The organism is Enterobacter sichuanensis (genome assembly GCF_009036245.1).
GTDB lineage: Bacteria > Pseudomonadota > Gammaproteobacteria > Enterobacterales > Enterobacteriaceae > Enterobacter > Enterobacter sichuanensis.
This window is the reverse complement of record NZ_CP027986.1, coordinates 4,453,468-4,471,300: the sequence shown is the minus strand read 5'-3', so window position 1 is coordinate 4,471,300 and position 17,833 is coordinate 4,453,468. Positions and strand designations below refer to the sequence as shown.

Annotated in this window: 11 protein-coding genes; 8 read left to right on the top strand and 3 right to left on the bottom strand. The window is 56.7% G+C overall.

Annotated elements, in window-relative coordinates; translation table 11 throughout:
- Window positions 1-37 precede the first annotated feature (37 nt).
- From bcsG to bcsE, 3 genes are read right to left on the bottom strand one after another with little or no spacing between them, the layout of a single operon-like run.
- On the bottom strand, window positions 38-1,717 hold the full coding sequence (bcsG, locus tag C1N69_RS21595; RefSeq protein ID WP_025759458.1) for a cellulose biosynthesis protein BcsG: 1,680 nt from the start codon (window positions 1,715-1,717) through the stop codon (window positions 38-40).
- Window positions 1,710-1,904: a cellulose biosynthesis protein BcsF gene (bcsF, locus tag C1N69_RS21590; RefSeq protein WP_025759457.1), complete on the bottom strand. Its 195-nt coding sequence runs from the start codon at window positions 1,902-1,904 to the stop codon at window positions 1,710-1,712. The genes bcsG and bcsF overlap by 8 nt, the downstream gene beginning before the upstream one ends.
- On the bottom strand, window positions 1,901-3,460 hold the full coding sequence (bcsE, locus tag C1N69_RS21585) for a cellulose biosynthesis c-di-GMP-binding protein BcsE (protein WP_025759456.1): 1,560 nt from the start codon (window positions 3,458-3,460) through the stop codon (window positions 1,901-1,903). The genes bcsF and bcsE overlap by 4 nt, the downstream gene beginning before the upstream one ends.
- A 174-nt stretch (window positions 3,461-3,634) precedes the next feature.
- On the opposite strand from bcsE, the gene bcsR reads away from it, so the two are divergent.
- The 8 genes from bcsR (at window position 3,635) to C1N69_RS21545 (ending at window position 17,779) form a co-directional block, all read left to right on the top strand.
- Complete coding sequence (gene bcsR / locus C1N69_RS21580; protein ID WP_008503237.1) at window positions 3,635-3,823, top strand: cellulose biosynthesis protein BcsR; 189 nt, start codon at window positions 3,635-3,637, stop codon at window positions 3,821-3,823.
- Between the two features lie 11 nt (window positions 3,824-3,834).
- Window positions 3,835-4,587 (top strand): cellulose biosynthesis protein BcsQ, encoded by a 753-nt coding sequence (gene bcsQ / locus C1N69_RS21575; protein ID WP_025759454.1) that lies wholly within the window; start codon window positions 3,835-3,837, stop codon window positions 4,585-4,587.
- Complete coding sequence (bcsA, locus tag C1N69_RS21570) at window positions 4,584-7,199, top strand: UDP-forming cellulose synthase catalytic subunit (protein ID WP_059386121.1); 2,616 nt, start codon at window positions 4,584-4,586, stop codon at window positions 7,197-7,199. The genes bcsQ and bcsA overlap by 4 nt, the downstream gene beginning before the upstream one ends.
- A gap of 10 nt (window positions 7,200-7,209) precedes the next feature.
- A complete protein-coding gene (gene bcsB / locus C1N69_RS21565; protein WP_155031852.1) occupies window positions 7,210-9,630 on the top strand; it encodes a cellulose biosynthesis cyclic di-GMP-binding regulatory protein BcsB in 2,421 nt (806 codons plus the stop codon).
- 6 nt (window positions 9,631-9,636) lie between these two features.
- A complete protein-coding gene (gene bcsZ, locus C1N69_RS21560; RefSeq protein ID WP_155031961.1) occupies window positions 9,637-10,743 on the top strand; it encodes a cellulose synthase complex periplasmic endoglucanase BcsZ in 1,107 nt (368 codons plus the stop codon).
- A complete protein-coding gene (gene bcsC, locus C1N69_RS21555) occupies window positions 10,725-14,207 on the top strand; it encodes a cellulose synthase complex outer membrane protein BcsC (RefSeq protein ID WP_155031851.1) in 3,483 nt (1,160 codons plus the stop codon). Before bcsZ ends, bcsC begins: the two co-directional genes overlap by 19 nt.
- 119 nt (window positions 14,208-14,326) lie before the next feature.
- Window positions 14,327-16,333, top strand: a complete 2,007-nt coding sequence (hmsP, locus tag C1N69_RS21550; protein WP_059386125.1) for a biofilm formation regulator HmsP — start codon at window positions 14,327-14,329, stop codon at window positions 16,331-16,333.
- A gap of 159 nt (window positions 16,334-16,492) precedes the next feature.
- Window positions 16,493-17,779 carry a dicarboxylate/amino acid:cation symporter gene (locus C1N69_RS21545; protein WP_155031850.1) on the top strand — a complete coding sequence of 429 codons (1,287 nt, stop codon included), beginning with the start codon at window positions 16,493-16,495 and terminating at the stop codon, window positions 17,777-17,779.
- Window positions 17,780-17,833 lie beyond the last annotated feature (54 nt).

Below are 17,833 nucleotides of genomic sequence, written 5' to 3'. Positions count from 1 at the left end.
CCTCTCCCCTGTGGGGAGAGGGTTAGGGCGAGGGGCCTTACTGCGGATACGGTACCCAATCTCCGCCGTTCAGACGAACGTACGGTTTGTTCTGATACTGAATCACTACCGCGTTAGCGTTCTCGGAAACTTCTGCCGTTTGCGGCAGGTTACTGGTGAGCTGATCCCAGTTCACGCTATCCTCGACAAACAGCTTGCCGTCCACCGCACGGGCAACCAGTTCTGAGATCGCCAGATAGCTACTTGGCTGGGTGATCTCAATCGGCGCGCCCTGGTGTGGTGCCTTCATACCAAAGAATTTAATGCCAGCAGGCACGTTGGTAATGGACGGGCTTGGGATATCACGCAGGCCCGACACCTGCATTCTGTCGCCTTTCAGCGCACCACCGTGTTCAGGGACCACCACCACCATCACTTTACGGCCGGATTTTTCCAGCTCTGTAAAGAACGCGTCCAGCTCGTCGAAGAATTTCTGCGCACGCACTTTATAGTCTGCCGTTTTGCTCACGCCCGGGAAGTGGTTACCATCGTGAAGCGGCAGGGTGTTAAAGAACGTCGCACTGCGCGGATTACTGTCTTTTTCGATGGTCTGCAGCCAGCGCTGAAGTACGGCGGTATCGTCATAAACGGGCGAGCCGTCGAAGCCCAGCAGAGAGACCGGAAGACCTGTTTGATCCATCAACGGCGCCTGCATGCCACCCTGTTCGCGCACCTCTTTCAGGAAGTTGCCGAACTGGCCGTTATGCCCCAGCATCAGATGCTGCGTAAAGCCCAGTTTGGCGAGGTTATCGAACAGATAACACTGGTTGCCGGCGGGTTGATACAGGTTTTTATGCGATGTCTGACCGCAGCTTGCACGCAGCAGGCGGATCGCCGCCGGGCCGCTGTATGAAGTGGCCGAATTGAAATCTTTAAACTGAATGTCGAAATGAGACCACAGCGGATGCGACATCAAACCTGCGGCATCCACGTCGGCCCAGGAGAGAGAGCAGATGTTGATCACCAGCAGTTCGAACGGCTGAGCATCTGCCGGCAGCGCGTCCGGGAATTTCGTCTGACGCTTATCTTCCGCAGTATAGAAACTGGAGAGCCAGGCATTCAGGTTTGTGGAGGTCGGCGGTGCGGTCTGGGTTGGGATATCCCCCACGACAGGCGTATTGCCAGCCGTCGTGACGGTTGCCGCCGCGCTTCCCCCTGTGGTGGTCACCGTGGTGGTGGGTTGACCGGCAGGCCACAGCGAAAAGTTTGGCCCTGCCAGCGTCAGCACGTTAAGCCAGATCATAATCGCCACGACAAACACCGTGACGCGGACCCACTGTGACAGGAACAGCCAGGCAACCAGCAGCACAAATACTGCGCCAATCATCTGCCAGTTAATAAAACGCTCGATGAGGTCGAGGACATAGCTGGCGCTAAACCCCGCCACCTGCGAGCCCTGGCTCATAATACTGTCCGGCCCCGGTAGCCAGGTATCATGCCAGAACAGCGCAAAGCCGACAGGAATGGCTACCCAGTGGCGTAAACGATGCAGCCTGATATTCGGCAAAGGCATCAGCAGGAAGGCCATAAACACCAGGTTGAGAAGAGGATGGAAATTCAGATAGCCTGCCCACAGCAGACCAAACTTCACCAGAAAGTAGAAGTTCCAGCCGGAAAGGCCGCGCCAGTATTGCCAGAGCGGCGAAGGTGACGAAGCGGTATAGGTTGAATTAGTCATGTTTTCGGTCTGCCTTGACGTGTGATGCCCGTGTCAGTGTTCCGGCTGGTTTAACGTGGCGAGGTTTTATAAACAACACTCTGGCCGTATCACGGATACGACGTATGGAATGGCGTGCGTAGTAGCCAAGCGGGAAAAAGATCAGCGCACAGACTATAACCAGTTGAATGATATCGCTGATATTCATAGTGCGTTCTCCGCGTTGTCTGTTAATAAGCGAAGAGGCTCCGGCACCCGTCGCCAGACATGTCCATCATGTCTGGCATTGAGGATCGGTTTCGCATCGCTCGTGATAGCGAGCGGTTTAGCCCATTGTTCTGGCTGGAGCGCACGCATCTGCACCAGTTCCGCGCTGATGGCATTATCTTCGAACCAAATCATACGGTTCGAGAAGATATCACCGGTCGGCAGGGGGAAGATGTGGTTAAGCGCAGTATCAAGATCGTTTATCCGGCAGAAGGACAAAAACAGCATCAGGCGATTATCGCCGATGGTCATGATGTCCCCTGTACGGTTCGGGCGGCATAAGGTGAGAGCCTGTTCAACGCGAATACCCGGTACAGGACGCAGTGCAACCATGACCCCTTTTCCGTCAGCAGGAAGAAGCGTGTTGCTCATCATGTTGCCGACGGCATCGCAGAAGGTATCCCATTTTTGGTATCCACGCAGTTTCATCGGCTGGGTCATGGAGAGCAGCGTGGAAATCTCTTCCGGTACATGGCGGCTAAACTGCTGACCCTGCACGCTTTCGATAAGCGTCAGGCAGCGTGACAGCGGCGCATTCCAGGGGATAACCATATTCGCGCCGCAGCCCAGAAGCAGGCGCTCATCGGTGGCGCGCAGGCTGGTATTGTTTTCACGTATGATAATTTTCAACGCGCTTCCGCGCTGGCGGCGTAAGGTATGGATCTGTCTTGCCAGCGTCTCAATCTGGTTATTTTGCATCAACGAGAAAATAAGGGTTGCCGCCTGGGTTGTGCGGGCTTCATGGAAAAGGGCTTCGTTAGAGTCAAACAGGGACCAGTTTTCCGAAAGAGCAGGGGCACCCTCCAGGACCGCGATATGGCTCAGGATACGTTTTTCATCGCTGCGCGGCTGAACCACGGTCTCTTCCTGCTGCGCCAGGTGCCACTTGCCCTCGATATGTTTCAGAGTAAGTTGTTGCCTGGCACTCACCCCTTTTTCATTACACCAGAAAGCAATATCGTAGAGATAGCTGCCCACCTGGTCACGAACGCTTGCCAGACCGAACAGGGAGCGATATTCGCCCATTAACAGTGAGAACAGCTTGTCATTATTACTGCCGGGATTGACGACCAATAGCGTGCAATTTTGAAATTTTGCCCATTTATTGATTTTTTCCAGCCACGGCAGCAGCTTTTCCGCAGGAATATTTTGCAGGACGTTATTTGCACATTTGAGAATCACCAAATAGTGATCCGGATCAATAGTGCACTGAACATCGCGGGACAAAAAGTATAGACTATCGGCTTCCGGTTTCATGGAAAATAATCGCACCGTCTGGGGGCCGCGATCGCTTTCAAGCGTGATAATCTTCTTCGGATCGTCACCCATGCTAATGACGGCCACGCGGGAATCCTTATCCTGAGCAGCAATTGTCTGGTTTACCAGAGTGATAGCATCTTCATTACGGTCCGTATTAATCCACCAGACTCCTCCGACTGGCATGTGGCTCAATTCGTCCCATAATGACTGGATGCCAATAGAAAATATGGAGTCCACGGTGTCCCTCTTTTCGTCTAATTTATCTGTATCTCAGTTTACTAGCGAAAGCGTAGAAATAAACCTAACATTGAAATTAAAGAACATCAGATTTAGCATGTAAATGAAATTTGTCCGGGCAGGGAGCCCCGCAACTTCTGAGCGTGCGATTTTCCTCAAAGGGATGGAAAAAGAATGGATAATAATGAACCCGGAACCCCAGTCGACTCGACGCTGGGTTACACATTCCAAAACGATTTTCTGGCGCTGACGCAGGCCTTTTCTTTACCTGAAATAGATTACACCGATATTTCCCAGCGGGAACAGTTGGCTGCGGCTATTAAACGTTGGCCGTTGTTAGCTGAATTTGCCCATCAACAATAAGGGAGCCATTGATGGCCATACTCGGATTACAGGGTGTCCGTGGCGGTGTGGGTACCACATCTGTTACCGCGGCGCTGGCGTGGTCATTACAGCTTTTAGGTGAATCGGTGCTGGTTATTGACGCCTGCGCTGATAATTTGCTGCGTATGTCGTTTAACGTCGACTTTACTCGCGAAGAGGGCTGGGCCCGGGCGCTGCTTGATGATAAAGACTGGCGGGATGCCGGTATGCGCTATACCTCCCAGCTCGATTTGCTGCCGTTTGGTCAACTCACCACCACGGAACGCGAGAATGAAGCCGCCTATCAGCGCCTGTTTTCACAATTCACGCTGGCGCTGCAAAGTCTGAAAGAAAAGGGGCATTACCGGTGGATCCTGCTGGATCTGCCGCACGGCGCCGGCACGCTGACCCGACAGCTTATCGCACAGTGCGATCACGTCCTCTCCATCGTCAATGTCGATGCGAATTGCCACATCCGCTTGCATCAGCAGGGTTTACCTCAGAATGCGCATATCCTGATTAACGATTTACGCATTGGCAGCCAGATCCAGGACGATCTGTATCAGGTGTGGCTGCAAAGCCAGCGTCGTCTGCTTCCTATTGTCATCCATCGTGATGAAGGAATGGCTGAATGCCTTGCGTCCAAGCAACCGCTCGGCGAGTACCGCAGCGATTCGCTGGCGGCAGAAGAGATCCTGACGCTGGCTAACTGGTGTCTGCTGAACTTCGCCAAAGGGGCGGAGCCTGCAGGGAGTTCTGTATGAGTCGACTCGCCAGCTGGTTACTCATCCCACCGGTCAGTTCGCGTTTGAGCGAAAACTACCGGCATTTTCGCCGGCATGGTGCTTCGGCATTCAGCGCCGCGCTCGGCTGTTTCTGGATGATCCTGGCCTGGACGTTCATCCCGCTCGAACACCCGCGCTGGCAGCGCATCCGCGCACGACACAGTGAGCTCTATCCCCACATCAATCCCAACCGCCCGCGGCCACTGGACCCGGCGCGTTACCTCATTCAGGCGCTCTGGCTGGCGGTCACATCATCCCGCAACGAGAAAATAACGCCGCACTGGCGCAGTTTCTCCCGCGTGCAACAGCTACGCGAACGCTACCACCAGTGGCTGGACAGACTGCCCAACAGCGTGACCGATAAGACCAGCCATCTGGATAACCATAAAGAGCTCGGGCATCTCCACCCGGGCTTGCGGCGTTTTATTCTCGGCGTCATCGTCGTGTTCTCGCTCATTCTGGCGCTGGTCTGTATTACGCAGCCCTTTAACCCGCTGGCGCAGTTCACCTTCCTGATCCTGCTGTGGGGCGTGGCGCTGCTGGTTCGCCGTATTCCAGGTCGCTTCTCGGCGCTGATGCTGATTGTGTTGTCGTTGACCGTCTCCTGTCGCTACATCTGGTGGCGTTATACCTCAACCCTTAACTGGGACGATCCGGTCAGTCTGGTGTGCGGCCTGGTGCTGCTGTTTGCCGAAACCTACGCCTGGATTGTGCTGGTGCTGGGCTATTTCCAGGTGATTTGGCCGCTCAACCGCCAGCCGGTTCCGCTGCCAAAAGACACCACGCAGTGGCCGACCGTTGATCTCTTCGTCCCGACCTATAACGAAGATCTGAGCGTGGTAAAAAACACCATTTATGCCGCTCTGGGCATCGACTGGCCGAAAGATAAGCTCAAAGTCTGGATCCTCGACGACGGCAACCGCCCGGCGTTTCGTCAGTTCGCCGAGGAGGTGGGCGTCGAGTACATCGCCCGGCCGACTCACGAGCACGCTAAAGCCGGGAACATCAACAACGCGCTGAAGTATGCCACTGGGGAGTTTGTCTCGATCTTTGACTGCGACCACGTGCCGACGCGCTCGTTCCTGCAGATGACCATGGGCTGGTTCCTGAAAGAGAAAGAGCTGGCGATGATGCAGACGCCGCACCACTTCTTCTCGCCGGATCCGTTTGAACGTAACCTGGGTCGCTTCCGTAAAACCCCGAACGAAGGCACGCTGTTCTATGGTCTGGTGCAGGACGGTAACGACATGTGGGATGCCACCTTCTTCTGCGGCTCCTGCGCTGTTATCCGCCGTAAACCGCTGGATGAAATTGGTGGCATTGCCGTGGAAACGGTCACCGAAGATGCGCACACCTCTCTGCGCCTGCACCGTCGCGGCTATACCTCTGCCTACATGCGCATTCCTCAGGCTGCCGGTCTGGCAACGGAGTCACTGTCGGCGCACATCGGTCAGCGTATTCGCTGGGCCCGCGGCATGGTGCAGATATTCCGTCTTGATAACCCACTGATAGGAAAAGGCCTCAAGCTGGCGCAACGTCTTTGCTACGTCAACGCCATGTTCCACTTCTTATCCGGTATCCCGCGGCTGATCTTCCTGACCGCGCCGCTGGCGTTCCTGCTCCTTCACGCTTATATCATCTACGCTCCCGCGCTGATGATTGCGCTGTTTGTTCTGCCGCACATGATTCACGCGAGCCTGACGAACTCGAAGATTCAGGGTAAATACCGCCACTCTTTCTGGAGTGAAATTTACGAAACGGTGCTGGCCTGGTACATCGCACCGCCGACGATGGTGGCGCTGATTAACCCGCATAAAGGTAAATTCAACGTCACCGCGAAAGGCGGTCTGGTGGAAGAGGAGTACGTCGACTGGGTGATCTCCCGTCCGTATATCTTCCTGGTACTGCTGAATATTGTGGGCGTCATCGCCGGTATCTGGCGTTACTTCTATGGCCCGGAAAACGAGATCCTGACGGTATTCGTGAGTATGGCCTGGGTCTTCTACAACCTGATTATCCTCGGTGGCGCGGTGGCGGTGTCTGTGGAGAGCAAACAGGTTCGCCGTGCGCATCGCGTGGAAATCTGCATGCCAGCGGCCATTGCCCGTGAAGATGGACATCTTTTCTCCTGCACCGTGCACGACTTCTCTGACGGTGGTCTGGGGATCAAAATCAACGGCCAGGCCAAGGTGCTGGAAGGGCAAAAAGTTAACCTGCTGCTTAAACGCGGCCAGCAGGAGTATGTCTTCCCGACACAGGTCGTTCGTGTGACGGGCGATGAAGTGGGTCTGCAGCTGATGCCGTTGACCAAAAAGCAACATATTGATTTTGTGCAGTGTACGTTTGCCCGCGCGGATACGTGGGCTCTCTGGCAGGACAGCTTCCCGGAAGATAAACCTCTGGAAAGCCTGCTGGATATTCTGAAGCTGGGGTTCCGTGGCTATCGTCACCTTGCAGAATTTGCCCCGTCGTCGGTGAAATTAATTTTCCGGTCACTTACTTCGCTGGTTTCCTGGGTCGTGTCGTTCATTCCTCGTCGTCCTGGGCGGGATGAGGCGAAGCAGGCGGACCCGGTTATGGCTCAACAATGATGATAACGCGATGAAAACAAAACTTTCCTGGTTATGTGCAGTGGCAATGGGGATGAGTACCCTCCCCGCAACAATGGCTAACGCAGCTCCTGATAACGCAGCGGCAACGCCTGCGCCAACGGTGCCTGTCGTCGCGCAGGCAACCGATCCGGTTGTCACTGCGGCACCCGGCCAGACAGAAAACATCATTCCGAACCAGCCAACGGAGGGGAACACCCTGCCGGCAGGCAGCCAGGTCGTCGGGCAGGTGATGCCGGGCGTCAGGGGAGCGAATGCCCCTGTCGTCGCGGAGAATGCCCCGTCACGGGACGTCAAGCTCACCTTCGCACAGATTGCGCCGCCTCCGGGCAGCATGGTGCTGCGCGGTATCAACCCGAACGGCGGCATTGAATTTGGCATGCGCAGCGACGAGGTCGTCTCTAATGCGGTGCTGAATCTTGAATATACGCCGTCGCCATCACTGTTGCCGACGCAGTCTCAGCTGAAGGTCTACCTGAATGATGAGCTGATGGACGTTCTGCCGGTCACGAAAGAGCAACTGGGTAAGAAAACGCAGGCTCAGGTGCCAATCAACCCACTGTTCATCACCGACTTTAACCGTATCCGCCTGGAGTTTGTCGGTCACTACCGCGATGTCTGCGAAAACCCTGCCAGCAACACGCTGTGGATGGACGTCGGGCGTAACTCCTCGCTGCAGATGACCTACCAGTCGCTGGCGCTGAAAAACGATCTCTCAGCTTTCCCGGTTCCGTTCTTTGATCCTCGGGATAACCGTCCGCTCAACCTGCCGGTGGTGTTTGCGGCGTCTCCGGACGTCACGGAACAGCTGGCGGCCACCATTGTGGCGTCCTGGTTTGGTTCCCGTGCGGGCTGGCGTGGCCAGAGCTTCCCGGCGATGTATGACAAACTGCCGGACCGAAATGCGATTGTCTTTGCGACCAACGCGAAACGTCCGGCCTTCCTGCGCGATCATCCGGACGTTAAAGCGCCGACCGTGGAGATGATGAGCCACCCGGACAATCCGTACGTGAAGCTGCTGGTGGTCTTTGGTCGTGACGATAAAGATCTGGTTCAGGCAGCAAAAGCGATTGCCCAGGGCAACATCCTGTTCCGTGGCAACAGCGTGGTGGTGGATGAGGTCAAGCCGCTGCTGGCGCGTAAACCTTATGATGCGCCAAACTGGGTGCGTACCGACCGTGCGGTCACCTTTGGCGAGCTGAAAACCTATGAAGAACAGCTGCAGGCGACGGGGCTTGAGCCTGCGCCGATCAGCCTGTCACTGAATCTGCCGCCGGATCTGTACCTGCTGCGTACCAACGGCATTGATATCAACCTCAACTACCGTTACACCGCGCCAGCCACGAAAGACAGCTCGCGCATGGATATCAGCCTGAACAACCAGTTCCTGCAGTCGTTCAGCCTGCAAAGCACGCAGGATACCAACCGCCTGATGCTTCGCCTGCCGGTGTTGCAGGGGCTGCTGGACGGTAAAACGGATGTCTCGATCCCGGCGCTGAAGCTTGGCGCTATAAACCAGCTGCGCTTTGATTTCCAGTACATGAACCCGATGCCTGGCGGCTCGGTGGAAAACTGCATTACCTTCCAGCCGGTTCAGAACCACGTGGTGATTGGCGATGAGTCGACCATCGACTTCTCGAAGTACTACCACTTCCTGGCGATGCCGGATCTGCGCGCCTTTGCCAATGCGGGCTTCCCGTTCAGCCGCATGGCCGATCTCTCTGAATCGATTGTTGTGATGCCAAAAACGCCAAACGAAGGGCAGGTGACTACCCTGCTGGACACCATGGCAACCGTGGGAGGTCAGACAGGATTACCGGCGATTAACGTCACGTTGACGGATGATGGTAGCCAGATTCAGAACAAAGACGCGGATATCATGGTAATCGGTACCATTCCGGACAAGCTGAAGGATGACAAACGCATCGATCTGCTGGTGAAAGCAGCCCAGTCCTGGGTCAACACGCCGCTGCGACAGACCGAATTCCCGAGCATTATGCCGGATGTTAACGACCGTCAGGCCAGCGCGCAGACGACAGTAACGTCTCAGGGGGCAATGGCCGCGGTGGTGGGCTTCCAGTCACCTTACAATGACCAGCGTAGCGTGGTGGCTCTGCTGGCAGACAGCCCGCGCGGGTATGAACTGCTCAATACGGCCATGAACGACAGCGGTAAACGTGCTGCAATGTTCGGTTCCGTCTCCGTCATCCGTGAGTCGGGCGTGAATAGCCTGCGTGTTGGTGATGTGTACTACGTCGGCCATCTGCCGTGGTTCGAACGCCTGTGGTATGCGCTGTCTAACCATCCGGTTCTGCTGGCTATCCTGGCGGCGGTCAGTGTGGTCTTGCTGGCCTGGGTGCTGTGGCGTCTGCTGCGCATCATCAGTCGTCGTCGTCTGAACCCGGATGAGTAAGATGTGATGAACGCCGTTCGCTGGTGTGCATTCGCCGCGTTGATGCTGGCGGCGCTCCCTCTTCGCGCCGCCTGTACCTGGCCTGCCTGGGAGCAGTTTAAAAAGGATTACATCAGCGAGGGTGGGCGTGTCATTGATCCCAGTGACACGCGCAAAATTACGACTTCGGAAGGGCAAAGCTACGCCCTGTTCTTTGCCCTGGCGGCGAACGATCGCAACGCGTTTGACCAGCTGCTGAGATGGACGCGCGATAATCTTGCCAGCGGCAATCTCGACGATCGTTTGCCGGCCTGGCTATGGGGTCAGAAAGACAAGGCGAGCTGGGCGGTGATTGATAACAATTCCGCCTCCGACGCCGATGTCTGGATCGCCTGGTCACTGCTCGAAGCGGGCCGGCTGTGGAAACAGCCGGACTATACCCGCACGGGTAAGGCACTGCTTAAACGGATTGCCAGCGAGGAAGTGGTGAAAGTACCGGGGCTCGGCGCAATGCTGCTCCCGGGAAAAGTCGGTTTTGCCGATGAACACGCCTGGCGCTTTAACCCCAGCTATCTTCCTCCGCAGCTCGCGCGTTACTTCACGCGCTTTGGTGCGCCGTGGACCCAGCTTCGTGAAACCAATCTGCGCCTGTTGATGGAGAGTGCGCCGAAAGGGTTTGCGCCGGACTGGGTGCAGTATCAGAAAAACAGAGGCTGGCGCCTGCAGCAGGATAAATCGCTGGTGGGCGGCTACGATGCCATCCGCGTTTATCTCTGGGTAGGGATGATGAGTGATAAAGATCCTCAGAAAGCCCGGCTGCTGACGCGCTTCCAGCCAATGGCGGCCATGACGACCAGACAGGGTCTCCCGCCGGAGAAAGTGGATGTCGCGAGTGGAAAACAGACGGGAAATGGCCCGGTGGGGTTCTCCGCCGCCATGCTGCCTTTTTTACAACAGCGTGATGCCCAGGCGGTTCAACGCCAGCGCGTGGCAGACCATTACCCCGATAACAACGCCTATTACAGCTATGTACTGACTCTCTTTGGACAAGGATGGGATCAGCATCGTTTTCGCTTCACCGCTAAAGGTGAATTAATACCGGATTGGGGCCAGGAATGCGCAAGTTCACAGTAAATCTACTCAGTTTATCGCTTGGCCTGGCGCTGATGCCGTGGGCCCAGGCCGCCAACTCCCCACAGCAGCAACAGCTGCTGGAGCAGGTTCGGCTGGGCGAATCGACACAGCGTGAGGATTTGGTGCGTCAGTCGCTCTATCGTCTCGAGCTAATCGACCCGAACAACCCTGACGTGATTGCCGCGCGCTTTCGCTACCTGCTGCGTCAGGGCGATAACGCCGGTGCGCAAAAAGAGCTGGATCGTCTGAAAGGGATCGCTCCGGGCTCCAGTGCGTATCAGTCCTCTCGCAACACCATGCTGCTGTCCACCCCGGATGGCCGCCAGCAGTTACAGCAGGCGCGATTACTCGCCACAACGGGACATACGCAGGAGGCCATTGCCGCCTATGACAAGCTGTTCGACGGCAACCCACCGGGTGGCGACGTGGCGACAGAGTACTGGAATGTGGTGGCGAAAGATCCCGCCCGCCGCAATGCGGCCATTAACCAGCTGAAGAAAATTAACAGCAGCAGTCCGGGTAATACCCAGCTGCAGTCCACGCTGGCTCAACTGCTGTTCCAGACCGGACGTCGTGATGAAGGCTTTGCGGTGCTGCAGGAGATGGCCCGTTCCACCAATGGGCGCAGCCAGGCGTCGGATATGTGGTATGAGCAGATCAAAGATCAGCCTGTCAGCACCGCCAGCGTCTCCGCGCTGCAAAAATACCTGAGCGTGTTCAGTGAAGGCGAGAGCGTAACGGCAGCACGTTCACAGCTTGAAGCGCAGCAGAAACAGCTCGCCGATCCGACTTTCCGTGCGAAAGCACAAGGCCTGGCGGCGGTGGATGCCGGGCAGGGGGAGAAGGCGGTGGCGGATCTGAAAAAGGCGGTCAGCGCAAACCATGCCGACAGTGAAGCCGTCGGCGCGCTGGGCCAGGCATACTCACAGAAAGGCGACCGCGCTCGCGCGGTGGCCCAGTTTGAAAAGGCGATCGCCCTCGACCCGCAGAGTGATAACCGCGGCAAATGGGACAGCCTGTTGAAGGTTAACCGTTACTGGCTGCTGATCCAGCAGGGCGATGCGGCGCTGAAGGCGAATAACCCGGCGCAGGCGGAACGCTACTATCAGCAGGCGCGCAATATCGACAATACCGACAGTTATGCGGTGCTGGGGCTGGGAGATGCCGCGGCGGCGCGTAAAGATAACGCTGCAGCGGAGCGCTATTATCGCCAGGCGCTGCGTATGGACAGCGGCAACAGCAATGCGGTTCGTGGGCTGGCCAATATCTACCGCGCGCAGTCGCCGGAGAAGGCGTCGCAATTTATCCAGTCGCTCTCCGCCAGCCAGCGTCGCAGCATTGATGATATTGAACGCAGCCTGACCAACGAGCAGCTCTCCGCCGAGGCAGAACAGCTGGAGAACCAGGGGAAATACGCGCAGGCTGCCGATATTCAGCGCCGTCGTCTGGCGCTCTCTCCGGGCGACGTGTGGATAACCTACCGTTTGTCCCGCGATCTCTACAGCGCCGGCCAGCGCAGCCAGGCGGATACCCTGATGCGTCAGCTTGCCCGCCAGAAACCCACCGATCCGGATCAGGTGTATGCCAACGGGCTCTATCTTTCCGGAAACGATCAGGACCGGGCCGCGCTGGCGCATCTGGACACGCTGCCGCGCAGCCAGTGGAACGGCAATATCCAGGAGCTTGCCGACCGTCTGCAAAGCAATCAGGTGCTGGAAACCGCCAACCGCCTGCGCGACAGCGGCAAAGAGCAGGAGGCGGAAAACCTTCTTCGCCAGCAGCCAGCCTCCACCCGCATCGATCTCACGCTGGCGGACTGGGCACAGCAGCGTGGCGATCTGGACTCGGCGAAAACGACCTACAACGCCGTCCTGCAGCGTGAGCCGCAGAACGAAGACGCGATCCTCGGTCTGACCGAAATTTACAGCGCGCAAGGTAACAAGGATGCCGCCCGCGCGGAGCTGGCGAAGCTGCCCGCTGCGCAAAATGGCCAGCCGCTGTCGCTCAATATGCAGCGCCGGATCGCGATGGCGCAGGCGGGTCTGGGTGACGCCGCAGCTGCAGAACAGACCTTCAACAAAATCATTCCGCAGGCTAAATCACAGCCAGCGTCGATGGAAAACGCGCTGGTGCTGCGTGATGCGGCACGTTTTCAGGCGCAAAACGGCCAGCCTCAGCAGGCGCTGGAGACCTATAAAGATGCCATGGTCTCCTCTGGCATCACCACCACCCGTCCGGCGGATAATGACAGCTTTACGCGCCTGACGCGTAACGACGAAAAAGATGACTGGCTGAAGCGCGGCGTGCGTAGCGATGCCGGAGATTTGTACCGTCAGCAGGATTTTAACGTCACGCTGCAGCATGATTACTGGGGCTCCAGCGGCACGGGGGGCTACTCCGACCTGAAAGCGCATACCACCATGCTGCAGGTTGATGCCCCGCTCTCGGACGGACGGATGTTCTTCCGCAGCGATCTGGTCAATATGGATGCCGGTTCGTTTGCTACCCGTAACGGCACCTACGATCCCAAGTGGGGGACCTGTGCCGAAACGCCGTGTAGCGGCAACACGCATCAGTCAGACAATGGCGCGAGCGTAGCCGTCGGCTGGCAGAACAAAACCTGGGCATGGGATATCGGTACCACGCCGATGGGCTTCGAGGTGGTCGATGTGGTCGGCGGGGTAAGCTACAGCAGCGACCTGGGTCCAGTAGGCTACACCGTTAACGCCCATCGTCGGCCGATCTCCAGCTCTCTGCTGGCCTTCGCCGGGCAAAAAGATACCAACACCGGCACCACCTGGGGCGGCGTGCGCGCCACCGGCGGTGGGGTGAGTATAAGCTACGACAAAGGCGAGGCGAACGGCATCTGGTCAAGCCTGAATGCGGAGACGCTGACGGGTAAAAATGTGGAGGATAACTGGCGCGTGCGCTGGATGACCGGTTACTACTACAAGCTCATTAATAAAAACAATGAGCGGCTTACCGTCGGTGTCTCTAACATGCTGTGGCACTACGACAAAGATCTGAGTGGCTATACTCTGGGCCAGGGCGGTTATTACAGCCCGCAGGAGTATGTCTCCTTCGCCCTGCCGGTGACCTGGCGTAAACGCACGGAGAACTGGTCCTGGGAACTGGGGGGATCTGTCTCCTGGTCGCACTCCAAAACCAATGACGAGCTGCGCTACCCGGACCAGAGTCTTATTCCAACCGATGAACCTGGCCGCTATACCGACCGGGGGGCGATGGAAACCGGCAGCAGCTCTTCAGGCACCGGTTATACCGCGCGGGCCATTATTGAACGTCGGGTGACCTCCAACTGGTTTGTTGGCCTGGGCGTGGATATTCAGGAAGCAAAAGACTATACCCCAAGCCATGCGCTGCTGTACGTACGCTACTCTGCCGCAGGCTGGCAGGGTGATATGGACTTACCGCCGCAGCCGCTCATTCCTTACGCGGACTGGTAATCGGATTTTACTTAATCCATTTGTAAGTCTCTCTTAAAAGTGCAGCAATCGGGTATACTCAGGCGCGCCAGGTTTACACCCTGGTGCGCCCTGCGCTTCGAGTTCTGTGGAGAGTCATTTTGCGTGTCAGCCGTTCCTTAACGATCAAACAGATGGCGATGGTGTCTGCCGTCACAATGCTGTTTGTACTGCTATTTTGCGTAATTTTGCTGTTTCATTCCGTGCAGCAGAATCGCTATAACACGGCTTCGCAATTAGAAAGTATTGCTCGCTCGGTGCGCGGCCCGCTCTCAGCCTCGATCCTGAAAGGTGATATTCCCGAAGCGGAAACCATTTTAAAACGCATCCAGCCTGCAGGCGTAGTCAGCCGCGCAGACGTGGTGCTGCCTAACCAGTTCCAGGCGCTGCGGATGAGCTTTATCCCTGAGCGTCCTGTCCCGATGATGGTGATGCGCCTGTTTGAACTGCCGGTACAAATCTCGCTCCCCATTTACTCGCTTGAGCGTCCTGCCAACCCGCAGCCGTTAGCCTATCTCGTCCTGCAGGCGGACTCGTACCGCATGTATAAATTCGTCATGAGCTGGTTTGTCACGTTAGTGACCACTTGCTTACTTATGACACTGATCCTCAGCGTGGCGCTGACCTGGTGCATTAACCGGCTGATCGTGCATCCGCTGCGGCGTATCGCCCGGGAGCTGAACACCCTTTCCCCACAGGACCAGATGGGCCATCAGCTTGAGCTGCCGCGCCTTCATCATGACGATGAGATCGGCATGCTGGTGCGTAGCTACAACCTTAACCAGCAGCGCATCCAGCGTCAGCAGGAAGAGCTGAACAGTAGCGCCACCCGCTTCCCGGTCTCGGAGCTCCCCAATAAAGCGTTTCTGATGGCAATGCTGGAGCAGACCGTCGCTCGCCAGCAGACTACGGCGTTGATGGTCATCGCCTGTGAAACCCTGCAGGACACGGCGGGCGTGCTCAAGGAGAGCCAGCGCGAGATGCTGCTGCTCACCCTGGTGGAAAAGGTTAAATCTGTGCTTGCGCCACGCATGGTGCTGACCCAGGTTAGCGGGTATGACCTGGTGGTGATTGCAAACGGGGTGAAAGAGCCGTGGCATGCGATCACATTAGGTCAGCAAGTACTCACTGTCATTAATGAGCGGCTCCCCATTCAGGGTATCCAGCTTCGTCCGAGCGCCAGCATCGGAATTGCCATGTACTATGGCGATCTGACCGCGGAACAGCTTTATCGCCGCGCCTTCTCGGCGGCGTTCACCGCCCGTCGCAAAGGCAAAAATCAGATCCAGTTCTTCGACCCGGAGCAGATGGAAAAGGCGCAGCAGCGCCTGACGGAAGAGAGCGACATCCTGACCGCGCTGGATAACCGCCAGTTTGCCCTCTGGCTCCAGCCGCAGGTGGATTTGCACACGGGAGACGTGAAAAGCGCCGAGGCGCTATTGCGGATGAAACAGCCGGATGGTTCATGGGAGTTACCGGAAGGACTGATAGAGCGCATTGAATCCTGCGGTCTGATGGTAACTATCGGATACTGGGTGCTGGAAGAGACCTGCCGTCAGCTTGCCGCCTGGCAGGAGCGCGGCGTGACGTTGCCGCTGTCGGTCAATTTGTCCGCCCTGCAGCTGAAGCACCCAACCATGGTGTCAGAGATGCTGGAGCTTATCCACCGTTACCGCATCAAACCGGATACCCTGACCCTGGAAGTGACAGAGAGTCGGCATATAGACGACCCCAATGAAGCCGTCGCCATTCTGAAGCCGCTGCGTCATGCCGGCATTCGCATTGCGCTGGATGATTTTGGCATGGGTTACGCCGGGCTGCGTCAGCTTCAGCACATGAAAACCCTGCCGGTGGATGTGCTGAAAATTGACAAAGCGTTTGTCGACGGTCTGCCGGGCGACAGCAGTATGGTGCAGGCGATTATCCATATGGCGCGCAGTCTAAACCTGCATCTTATTGCGGAGGGGATTGAAACCGAAGCGCAACGCAGCTGGCTGGCTGAGGCGGGCGTGGAGAGTGGGCAGGGTTTCCTTTTTGCCCCAGCGGTTCCCGCGGATGTCTTTGAAGAACGTTACCTTTCTGGCGCTGGCCATCACGCAAAAGTGTAATTTTGTTGCTGGCTTGTGCGAGCCAGCTCAAAGTTCTTAACATTTGTGTTTCAAATTTGAACTGAGTTTATTTCTGTCCTGTTATGTGGGTGTTATTTTAAAGCCGCAGGTTAACCATAACCTTACAAAACCTGTGGTTTTTCTTCCCAAGGACACCTTATGAAAACCTCACTCTTCAAAAGTCTTTATTTCCAGGTCCTGACAGCCATCGCCATCGGTATTCTGCTGGGTCACTATTACCCTGAACTGGGCGCACAAATGAAACCGCTTGGCGATGCGTTCGTTAAGCTCATCAAAATGGTCATCGCCCCGGTGATCTTCTGTACGGTCGTGACGGGCATCGCGGGCATGGAAAGCATGAAGGCGGTTGGCCGAACCGGTGCCGTAGCGCTGCTCTATTTTGAAGTGGTCAGTACGCTGGCGCTGATTATTGGTCTGATCATCGTCAACGTGGTGCAGCCAGGCGCGGGTATGAACGTCGACCCGTCGACGCTGGATGCGAAAGCCGTCGCGGTTTACGCCGAGCAGGCGAAGGATCAGGGTGTGGTCGCCTTCCTGCTGGACGTCATTCCTGGCAGCGTAATTGGCGCGTTTGCCAGCGGTAATATCCTGCAGGTTCTGCTCTTCGCCGTGCTGTTTGGTTTTGCCCTCCACCGTCTGGGCAGCAAAGGCCAGCTCATCTTTAACGTCATTGAAAGTTTCTCGCAGGTGATCTTCGGCATCATCAATATGATCATGCGCCTGGCGCCGATTGGGGCCTTCGGTGCGATGGCCTTCACCATCGGTAAGTACGGCGTCGGTACGCTGGTGCAACTGGGGCAGCTGATTATCTGCTTCTATATCACCTGTATCCTTTTCGTGGTGGTGGTCCTGGGCTCCATCGCCCGTGCGACAGGTTTCAACATCTTCAAATTTATCCGTTACATCCGCGAAGAGCTGCTGATTGTTCTGGGGACCTCCTCTTCAGAATCGGCGCTGCCGCGTATGCTCGATAAGATGGAAAAACTGGGATGCCGTAAATCGGTGGTGGGGCTGGTGATCCCGACGGGTTACTCTTTCAACCTGGATGGCACCTCGATCTACCTGACGATGGCAGCGGTGTTTATCGCCCAGGCGACCAACAGCCATATGGATATTGTCCATCAGATTACCCTGCTGGTGGTGCTCCTGCTCTCTTCTAAAGGGGCGGCAGGCGTGACGGGCAGTGGCTTTATCGTGCTGGCGGCGACGATTTCCGCGGTGGGGCATCTGCCGGTGGCGGGTCTGGCGTTGATTCTCGGTATTGACCGCTTCATGTCAGAGGCGCGCGCCCTGACCAACCTGGTGGGTAACGGCGTGGCCACGGTGGTAGTGGCGAAATGGGTCAAAGAGCTGGATCACAAAAAGCTCGACGATACCCTGAACAATCGTTCATCTGACAGCATAAATCCGGGTTTATCCTCTTAATCTTGTCACAAATGCCCGTATTCCCTTGTCGGGATGCGGGCTCCTGCGCATAAT